At 74.9% G+C, this 8844-nt stretch carries 7 protein-coding genes; 5 read left to right on the plus strand and 2 right to left on the minus strand.

The genetic code is table 11. The features are described from left to right. The first annotated feature begins 1291 nt into the window (after positions 1-1291). The 3 genes from ACFQH9_RS19925 (at position 1292) to yhjD (ending at position 5023) form a co-directional block, all read left to right on the plus strand. Entirely contained in the window at positions 1292-2518 is a 1227-nt protein-coding gene (locus ACFQH9_RS19925) for an MFS transporter (RefSeq protein ID WP_379567672.1), read from the plus strand. A 387-nt stretch (positions 2519-2905) separates the two neighbouring features. Next, positions 2906-3934 carry a tryptophan--tRNA ligase gene (trpS, locus tag ACFQH9_RS19930; RefSeq protein WP_379567673.1) on the plus strand — a complete coding sequence of 343 codons (1029 nt, stop codon included), beginning with the start codon at positions 2906-2908 and terminating at the stop codon, positions 3932-3934. Between the two features lie 105 nt (positions 3935-4039). After that, positions 4040-5023: an inner membrane protein YhjD gene (gene yhjD / locus ACFQH9_RS19935; protein WP_379567679.1), complete on the plus strand. Its 984-nt coding sequence runs from the start codon at positions 4040-4042 to the stop codon at positions 5021-5023. Positions 5024-5072: 49 nt separating this feature from the next. Here yhjD and ACFQH9_RS19940 read toward each other — a convergent pair whose 3' ends face one another. Together ACFQH9_RS19940 and ACFQH9_RS19945 are read right to left on the minus strand one after the other, a co-directional pair. Next, complete coding sequence (locus tag ACFQH9_RS19940) at positions 5073-6326, minus strand: D-alanyl-D-alanine carboxypeptidase family protein (protein WP_379567674.1); 1254 nt, start codon at positions 6324-6326, stop codon at positions 5073-5075. A 69-nt stretch (positions 6327-6395) separates the two neighbouring features. Then, on the minus strand, positions 6396-6845 hold the full coding sequence (locus ACFQH9_RS19945; RefSeq protein WP_379567675.1) for an SRPBCC family protein: 450 nt from the start codon (positions 6843-6845) through the stop codon (positions 6396-6398). 43 nt (positions 6846-6888) lie between these two features. Here ACFQH9_RS19945 and ACFQH9_RS19950 point away from each other — a divergent pair, with 43 nt between their 5' ends. Both ACFQH9_RS19950 and ACFQH9_RS19955 read left to right on the plus strand, forming a co-directional pair. Next, the gene (locus ACFQH9_RS19950; RefSeq protein WP_379567680.1) at positions 6889-7266 is read left to right on the plus strand and encodes a cytidine deaminase; all 378 of its coding nucleotides are present in this window, start codon (positions 6889-6891) and stop codon (positions 7264-7266) included. Between the two features lie 55 nt (positions 7267-7321). After that, positions 7322-8599 carry a thymidine phosphorylase gene (locus ACFQH9_RS19955; protein ID WP_379567676.1) on the plus strand — a complete coding sequence of 426 codons (1278 nt, stop codon included), beginning with the start codon at positions 7322-7324 and terminating at the stop codon, positions 8597-8599. Positions 8600-8844: the final 245 nt, after the last annotated feature.

Genomic DNA, 8844 nt, shown 5'->3' on the forward strand with positions numbered 1-8844 from the left:
CAACGGGTCGGCCCCGATGAGAGCCTGCGACCGACCGTCCGTCCTTGCAACCCGGGGGGAGCCGAGGTGTCATCGCGCCGGGTGAGCAAGGGCACACGAAACGTGCGCGGACCGATCCGACGACGAGCCGAGGGAGGCCGAGATGCGCAATCGTGCCTGGTGAGCCGCACCCCCGCCCGACCGACCCGAGGAGCCCGTGATGCGCAACCGCGCCTGGTGAGCTGCACGGTCCGACGAGATCCGACGACGACGAGGAGGCCTGTCGTGCGTAACCGCGCCTGGTGAGACAGCTCAGTCCGACACGAGTCCTTGCGACCGGGAAGGAGGCCAGAAGTGCGTAACCGCGCCTGGTGAAACCGCCCAGCCGACATACGTCCCGACGACCGCGAAGGAGCCCGAAGTGCGTAACCGCGCCTGGTGAAACCGCCCAGCCGACATACGTCCCGACGACCGCGAAGGAGCCCGAAGTGCGCAACCGCGCCTGGTGAGACCTGCCCAGCCCGACGAGAACCCGGCGACCCGAGAAGGAGGCCCGAAGTGCGCAACCGCGCCTGGTGAGACCACCCAGCCGACCCCGAGTCCCGACGACCGAGAAGGAGCCCCGCGATGCGCAACCGCGCCTGGTGAGACCCCTCGGCCGATATACGTCCNAAGGAGCCCCGCGATGCGCAACCGCGCCTGGTGAGACCCCTCGGCCGATATACGTCCCGACGACCGACGAGGAGCCCGGAGATGCGCAACCGCGCCTGGTGAGACCCCTCGGCCGATATACGTCCCGACGACCGCGAAGGAGCCCCGAGATGCGCAATCGCGCCTGGTGAGACCTGTCCGGTCCGACCCGAGTCCCGACGACCGACGAGGAGCCCGGAGATGCGCAACCGCGCCTGGTGACACGAGCGAGCCCCGATCCGCACCCGACCCGAGAGAGAGCTGACGATGCGCAACCGCGCCTGGTGACCCCATCCCCGACCGACCGTCCGCCTGCTCCGCCGCGAGCCCGTCGAGACCCTCGAACCTGCCGACCCGCGCCGCCCGCTCCCACTTCCGGGAGGCGTACCGGGACCGGCTCCGCACCACCCGTCCGCGTGGAAGGGGGTGCGCGGTCCGACGTCGTGGAGCACGCTGGGGCGACCGGTCACCGCCGAACGACGACCGTCCGCCGAGCGAGCCGCTGGGACTCTCCGGCTCCGACCGGTTACGTTCAGTATCGAACTGCGAGCCCGGTGCGCCGGGCGGTACGAACGGCAGTCACGGCGGGGGGATCGTGCCTCGGGAAGTCACGCGACCGAGCGTGTTCCGCAGCGGGGAGTTCCGCGCCCTCTGGGCGGCGGAGCTCGTCTCGATCTGCGGGGACCAGCTCGCGCGCGTCGCCTTCTCCGTCCTCGTCTACGGCCGGACCGGCTCCGCGGCCTGGGCCGCGGCCGTCTACGCGCTGACCTTCCTCCCGGCCCTGCTCGGCGGGGTGCTGCTCGGCTGGGTGGCCGACCGGTTCCGCCGGCGCGAGGTCATGGTGCTGGCCGACGCCGCCCGCGCGCTGCTCGTGGTGCCCCTCGCGGTCCCCGGGATCCCGCTCGCGCTGCTGTGTCCACTGCTGGTGCTGGTGGTGGTGCTGGCCTCGCCGCACACGTCCGCCCAGGGCGCCCTCCTGCCCGACGTGCTCGACTCCGAGGAGCTGCTCGAGCGCGGCTTCGCCGTCCGGCAGATCACGAACCAGACCGCGCAGATCGCGGGGTTCGCCGTCGGCGGCGCGCTGCTCGTGGTGATCAGCCCCAGCGTCGCGATCCTGCTCAACTCGGCGACCTTCCTGCTCTCGGCGCTGGTCGTGCGCCTCGGCGTGCGCCGGCGCCCCGCGCCCGTCGCGGTGGCCGACGGCGCGGCACCCGCCGCCCTGTCCTGGCTCGCCGACATCCGCGAGGGTGCGCGCACGGTCTTCACCCACTCCCGGCTGCGCACGCTGGCGCTCGCCGTGTGGCTGGTGGGCGGCTACGTCGCGCCCGAGGCGCTGGCCGTCCCGCTGGCCGACGAGCTCGGCGCCGGTTCCTGGGCCGTCGGGCTGCTGATGGCGGCCGACCCGGCGGGCAGCGTGCTGGGTGCGCTCGTCATCAGCCGCTGGGTGCCCGAACGGCTGCGGGAGCGGGCGATCCTGCCCTGCACCGCGCTGGCGGGGGTGCCACTGGTGGCATCGATGTTCGTGCCGCACGTGGCGGCGGTCGTCGTGCTGTGGGCCCTCACGGGGGCGCTGTGCACCGCGGCGCTGGTGCCGGCCCAGGCCGTGTTCGTCCGCGCGACGCCGGACGAGATGCGCGGCCGGGCGACCGGGCTCGCGGCGTCGGGCCTGATCGCGGCGCAGGGGCTGGCGATCCTCGTGTGCGGGCTGCTCGCCGAGCGGTGGGGTGCGCCCGTGGCCGTCGGGACCTGCGGGATGGCGGGCGCGGTGCTCGCCACCGCGCTCATGCTCACCCGCGGGGCGCGCGCCCAGGGTGCGCCGCACCGGGTGCGGGCGGCGCAGGAGGGCTAGCCGCCCGCGCCGGGGGTGCGGGCCGCCGGGACCCGCACCCCACACGGTCGTTCACCAGGAGCGGTTGCGCTTCACGGTGATCTCCCTCGGGCGTGTCGACGAGCGCCCCCGATTGTCGGCCCGCGCGGCCTCCACCCGCGGGTGAACAATGTGAGGGCATCATCGCTCAGCGTGTGTCCACGCCGCGCAGCGTTGGTCCGTCAGGGTCGGTTGCACCTGTCACCGGCCGGGTCGCGAGGTGACCGCGCGTCTGTGGCGCCGAGCGCGGACGAGACGCCCCACCCGGCGCCCGGGCCGGCCGGTCGCCGCCCCCGGACCGCGCGGCCTCCGCGCCTCGTGCCCGGTGGCGGGCGAAACGCGGTCGACGGTGGTTGAGAGACTGGTGTCATGACCGGGACCGACACGACCGCGCGACGTCCCCGGGTGCTCTCCGGGATCCAGCCGACGGCCGACTCCTTCCACCTCGGGAACTACCTCGGCGCCGTGCGGCAGTGGGTCGCCCTGCAGGAGGACCACGACGCGTTCTACTTCATCCCGGACCTGCACGCGATCACCGTCGACCACGACCCCGCCACGCTGGCCGCGCGCACCCGCAACGCCGCGGCGCAGCTGCTCGCGCTGGGTCTGGACCCGGAACGCTGCACGATCTTCGTGCAGTCCCACCTGCCCCAGCACTCCCAGCTGACCTGGGTCCTCGACTGCTACACCGGGTTCGGCGAAGCCTCCCGGATGACGCAGTTCAAGGACAAGGCCGCGAAGCAGGGCGCGGACCGGGCCACGGTCGGGCTGTTCAGCTACCCCGTCCTGATGGCCGCGGACATCCTGCTCTACCAGGCCGACCGCGTCCCGGTGGGCGAGGACCAGCGCCAGCACCTGGAGCTGACCCGCAACCTCGCGCAGCGCTTCAACCAGCGCTTCGGCGCGACGTTCACGGTGCCGGAGCCGTTCATCCCGGCCGGCGCGGCGAAGATCCAGGACCTGCAGGACCCGACGGTGAAGATGAGCAAGTCGGCGTCGACGCCCGGCGGGATCGTCGAGCTGCTCGACGACCCGAAGCGGATCGCCAAGAAGATCCGCTCGGCCGTCACCGACAACGAGCGGGAGATCCGCTACGACCCGGAGGCGAAGCCGGGGATCGCCAACCTGCTGACCATCTACTCCGCGCTCACCGACCGCAAGGTCGCCGAGATCGAGGCCGAGTACGCGGGCAAGGGCTACGGCGACCTGAAGAAGGACCTCGCCGAGGTCGTCGCGGACTTCGTTGCTCCGCTGCGGGAACGGGTACAGCAGTACCTGGGGGACCCGGCCGAGCTCGATCGGGTGCTCGCCCGCGGGGCCACCCGGGCGGGTGAGGTCGCCGGCGCGACGCTGGCGGCCGTCCACGAGAGGATCGGGTTCCTGCCGCCGACGAGCTGATGGGGTGAGGGCGTGGCCGGGCCGACGACGGACGAGAAGGACCCTGCGAAGGACGCGAAGGGCGCCGACGACGGTCCGAGCGCGATCGAGAAGGCCCGGGCCCGCATGCCCTGGCTCGACCACGTGATGCGGGCGGGCGCCCGCTACACCGACCGGCACGGGGACCACTACGCCGCCGCCATCACCTACTTCAGCGTGCTGGCGCTGGTGCCGATCCTGATGGTCGCGTTCGCGATCGCCGGGTTCGTGCTGCAGAGCCAGCCCCAGCTGCTGCAGCAGATCCAGGACGGCATCACCCAGCAGGTCCCCGGCCAGCTCGGCGCCACGATCAACCAGGTCATCGACCAGGCGATCAACTCCGCCGGCGCGGTCGGGATCTTCGGCCTCCTCGGTGCGCTGTACTCCGGCATCGGGTGGATGGGCAACCTGCGCGAGGCGCTCTCCGAGCAGTGGGCCCAGCCGCCGGAGACGCCGAACGTCGTCAAGAAGACGCTGTTCGACCTCCTCGCCCTGGTCGGGCTGGGGCTGGCGCTGGTGCTCTCCTTCGCGATCTCCGCGGTGGGCAGCGCGTTCGGCCGGCTCCTGCTCGACCTGGTCGGCCTCGGCGGTCAGGCCTGGGCCCGGGCCCTGCTCGGGCTGTTCACCGTGGTCCTCGGCCTGGCGGCGAACTGGCTGGTGTTCCTGTGGGTGATCGCGCGGCTCCCGCGCGCGCCCGTCGCCGTGTCGAGCGCGGTCCGGGCCGCGGTGATCGGCGCGGTCGGCTTCGAGATCCTCAAGCAGGTCATGACGATCTACCTGTCCTCGGTCACGCAGTCGCCGGCCGGCGTGGCGTTCGGCCCGATCATCGGTCTGCTCGTCTTCGCCTTCTTCATCTCCCGGTTCATCCTCTTCGTCACCGCCTGGGCGGCCACGGCGAAGGAGAACGAGCAGGAGGAGCCCGTCGACGTGCCGGCGCCCGCGGTCATCCGGCCCGAGGTCGTCGTCCGCTCCGGGCCGAGCCCGGCCGCCGCCGCGGGTCTGCTCGGCGCGGGCGCGGTCACGGCCGTCGGCGGGCTGCTGGGCCTGCGTGCCCTGCGCCCCCGCCGCTGAGCGGGAGCACGGCCGACCGGCTGAGCAGCGCGAATGAGCAGCGCGAAGGTCAGGGCCGCCGACGGCGGACCACGAGGAGCCCCGTCCCGGCGGCCAGCACGACCGCGACGACCCCCGCGGCGGCCACCCACGGCAGCACCGGGTGCGGCGTCGGCGCCGGGGTGATCGCCACGGGCGAGGGGGCGGGTGCCGGCTCGGGCGTCGGCTCGACGGGCCGGGAGTCGACGAGGGTGCCGACCGATGCGGTCGGGGGCAGCGCGAAGCCGTAGTCGAGCAGCGCCCCGGCCTGGGCGACCATCCGCACCGGCCGCTGCTCCCCGCGCACCATCGCGACGACGAGCCGGCGCCCGTTCCGTTCGGCGGCCCCGACGAAGGTGTGCCGGGCCGCGTCGGTGAACCCCGTCTTGCCCGCGAACGCGCCGGGGTAGGTGTGGAGCAGCGGGTCGTCGTTGGACAGGGCGAAGCCGGGGTGGTCGGCGAAGCCCGGGAACGGCACGGTCGGCGCGGCGAGCGTCTCCCGGACCAGTGGGTCGCGCAGCGCCACCCGGAACAGGACGGCCAGGTCGTAGGCCGAGCTGGACATGCCCGGCCCGTCGAGGCCGGACGGTGTGGCGGGGCGGGTGTCGAGCGCGCCGAGCTGCTCGGCCCGGGCCTGCATGGCCTGCAGGGTCGCCGGGACCCCGCCCATCGTGCGGGCCAGGGCCATCGCCGTGTCGTTGCCCGAGTTCAGCAGCAGCCCGGCCAGCAGCTGCCGGACGCTGTAGTGGCCGCCGGGGCCGATGCCGGCCTTGCTGCCGTCGACCCGGACGTCCTCGGGCGCGACGACGACGTCGGCGTCCGGGTCGAGCTGCCCGCGCACGACCAGGGTGGTGAGGATCTTCAGCGTCGACGCCGGGCGCTGCCGGCCGTGGGGGTCGTGCGCGGCGAGGACGGCGCCGGAGTCGAGGTCGGCGACCACCCACCCGGTGGCGCTGACGGCGGGCGGCGCGGCGGCGCCGTCGGGCAGGATGTCGCCGCACCCCCCGAGCCGGGGCCCGCCCACCGGCTTCTCGGGCACCGCGAGCGGCGCCACCGCGACCGTCTCCTCCCGGGCCGGCGGCCCCGACGGGGCCTCGTGACCGGGGCAGACGCCGGCGGGAACGGGCGCCGCGGACGCGGGAGCGACGGGAGCGGCGGCTGCGGTGGGGTCGGCGGGGAGGGAGGTCGCGATGCCCGCGGAGGTCGCCGCGGCGGGCGTGGCGAGGGGCACGGTCACGATCGCCGCGACCACCAGGCCGACCGCCGCCCGTACCCACCCGCGCACGATCACGACCCTACGGCCGCGCCGGCCGCACGCCCATCGGCCTTTCGGCCCGTGCGCGGCACGGCCGCGTCAGCGTTTCTCCAGCTCGGCCTTCATCCGCTCGAGCGTCCGCCTCATGCCGTCGATCATCATCCGCTCGCGGTCGCGGCCCAGCAGGCCGGTGGCGGCGAACAGCTTCGCCGGGACCGCCAGGGCGCCGGTGCGCTCGCGCCACTCGGTGAGCCGGGTGCCGCCTTCGATCGGCTCGATCCGGAAGCCCCAGGTCATCGCGCTCTCCAGCACGGAGAACGCGAACGCCTTGCCGGGCACGCTCTCGACCACCCGGCAGTGCGTGCGCCAGCGGATCCGCCCGTGGCGGTTGAAGCCCACGAACCGGGCGCCGACGGCCGGCCCCGTCGCTCCGCCGCGCCACGCCCCGCCGGTGCACTCCGGGCTCCACTCGCCCATGCGCGTGACGTCGCTGACCAGGTCCCACACCTCGTCGGGGGTCGCGTCGACGACGACGCCGATCTCGTCCACGACCACATCCTGCACGGGGTCCGGCAGGATCGATCGGGTGACCGTGCACGACCAGGACTGGGACCGGCTGCGGGCGGCGGCCGTCGAGGCGGCGGCCGCGGCGTACGCGCCCTACTCCGGGCTGCGCGTCGGCGCGGCCGCCCTGTGCGACGACGGGCGCCTCGTGACGGGCTGCAACGTCGAGAACGCCTCCTACGGCCTCACCCTCTGCGCCGAGTGCACCCTGGCCGGGCAGCTGCGGATCACCGGCGGCGGGCGGTTCGTCGCCGTCGCGGTCCGCTCCGGCACCGGCGACCTGCTCGTGCCCTGCGGCCGGTGCCGTCAGGTGCTGTTCGAGCTCGGCGGCCCGGAGTGCGTGCTCGACACCCCGCGCGGTGTCCGGAGCCTCGCCGAGGTCCTGCCCGACGCCTTCACCCTGTGACCCGCCGGAGCGGCACGGGCCGCTCACGACCCCGCCCGACCAGGGAGGACCGCGCGTGACCCACTCCGCCGTCGACGTCATCGCCGCCAAGCGGGACCGGCACCGCCTCACGGACGCGCAGATCGACTGGGTCGTCGCCGCCTACACCCGCGGCGAGGTCGCCGACGAGCAGATGGCCGCCCTCGCCATGGCGATCCTGCTCAACGGCATGGACGACGCCGAGACGGCCCGCTGGACCCTCGCCATGATCGAGTCGGGGGAGCGGCTGGCGCTGCCGGACGTCGGCCGCCCGCTGGTCGACAAGCACTCCACCGGCGGGGTGGGGGACAAGCTCACCCTCCCGCTCGCGCCCCTCGTCGCGGCGTGCGGGGCGGCCGTCCCGCAGCTGTCCGGGCGCGGGCTCGGCCACACCGGCGGCACGCTGGACAAGCTGGAGGCGATCCCGGGCTGGCGGGCCGAGCTGTCCGCCGACGAGATCGCGGCCCAGCTCGCCGAGGTCGGCGCCGTCGTCTGCGCGACGACGCCCTCCCTCGCCCCGGCCGACCGCAAGCTCTACGCCCTGCGCGACGTCACCGGCACCGTCGCCTCGATCCCGCTCATCGCCAGCTCGATCATGAGCAAGAAGATCGCCGAGGGCACCGGTGGGCTGGTGCTCGACGTCAAGGTCGGCAGCGGCGCCTTCCTGCGCACCCACGACGCGGCCGAGGAGCTCGCGCGGCGCATGGTCGCGATCGGCGCGGCGCACGGCCTGTCGACCCGCGCGCTGCTCACCGACATGTCCGTGCCGCTCGGCCGCACCGTCGGCAACGCCCTGGAGGTCGCCGAGGCGGTGGAGGTCCTGCGCGGGAGCGGGCCGCCGGACGTCGTGGAGCTCACCCTGGCCCTCGCGCGCGCCATGCTCGGCCTCGCCGGGATCGAGGCCGACCCGGCGGAGGTCCTGGCCTCGGGCCGGGCGTTCGAGGTGTGGGAACGGATGATCGCGGCACAGGGCGGCGACCCGGCGGCGCCGCTACCGGCGGCGACGCACGTCGAGATCGTCGAGGCGCCGGCCTCCGGGATCCTGACCAGGCTCGACGCCCTCGCGGTGGGAACCGCGGCGTGGCGGCTGGGGGCGGGCCGGGCGCGCAAGGAGCACCCGGTCCAGGCGGCGGCGGGGGTGCGCCTGCTGGCCGGCGTCGGCGACGAGGTGCGGGCGGGGGATCCGCTGCTCGAGCTGCACACCGACACCCCCGGGGCGGTGCCCGGCGCCCGGGCCGCGCTCGACGCCGGCCTCGCGATCGCGGACGAACCGGTCGGCCGGGGTCCGCTGCTGCTCGGCGAGGTCGGTGCCTGAGGTCGTTTGCCCAGCTCATCGGTGTTCCGTCGGCGCGACGCGCCCGGGCGGGCCCGGCAGGAGGGATCGGCGCCCGTCGGGCACCATGGGAGGGATGCGCGAGTACCGGAGCCCCAGCACGCCGGCGGGTCCCCGTCCCGAGGACGGACCCGGGCCGGCTCCGGCGCACGCGGCGGACGCGGAGCCCGGGAGGGAGCCCCGCGACGAGCGGCCACCCGCCCCCCAGCCCCCCGCCCCCCAGCCCC

This window comes from Pseudonocardia lutea (genome assembly GCF_042658055.1).
GTDB lineage: Bacteria > Actinomycetota > Actinomycetes > Mycobacteriales > Pseudonocardiaceae > Pseudonocardia > Pseudonocardia lutea.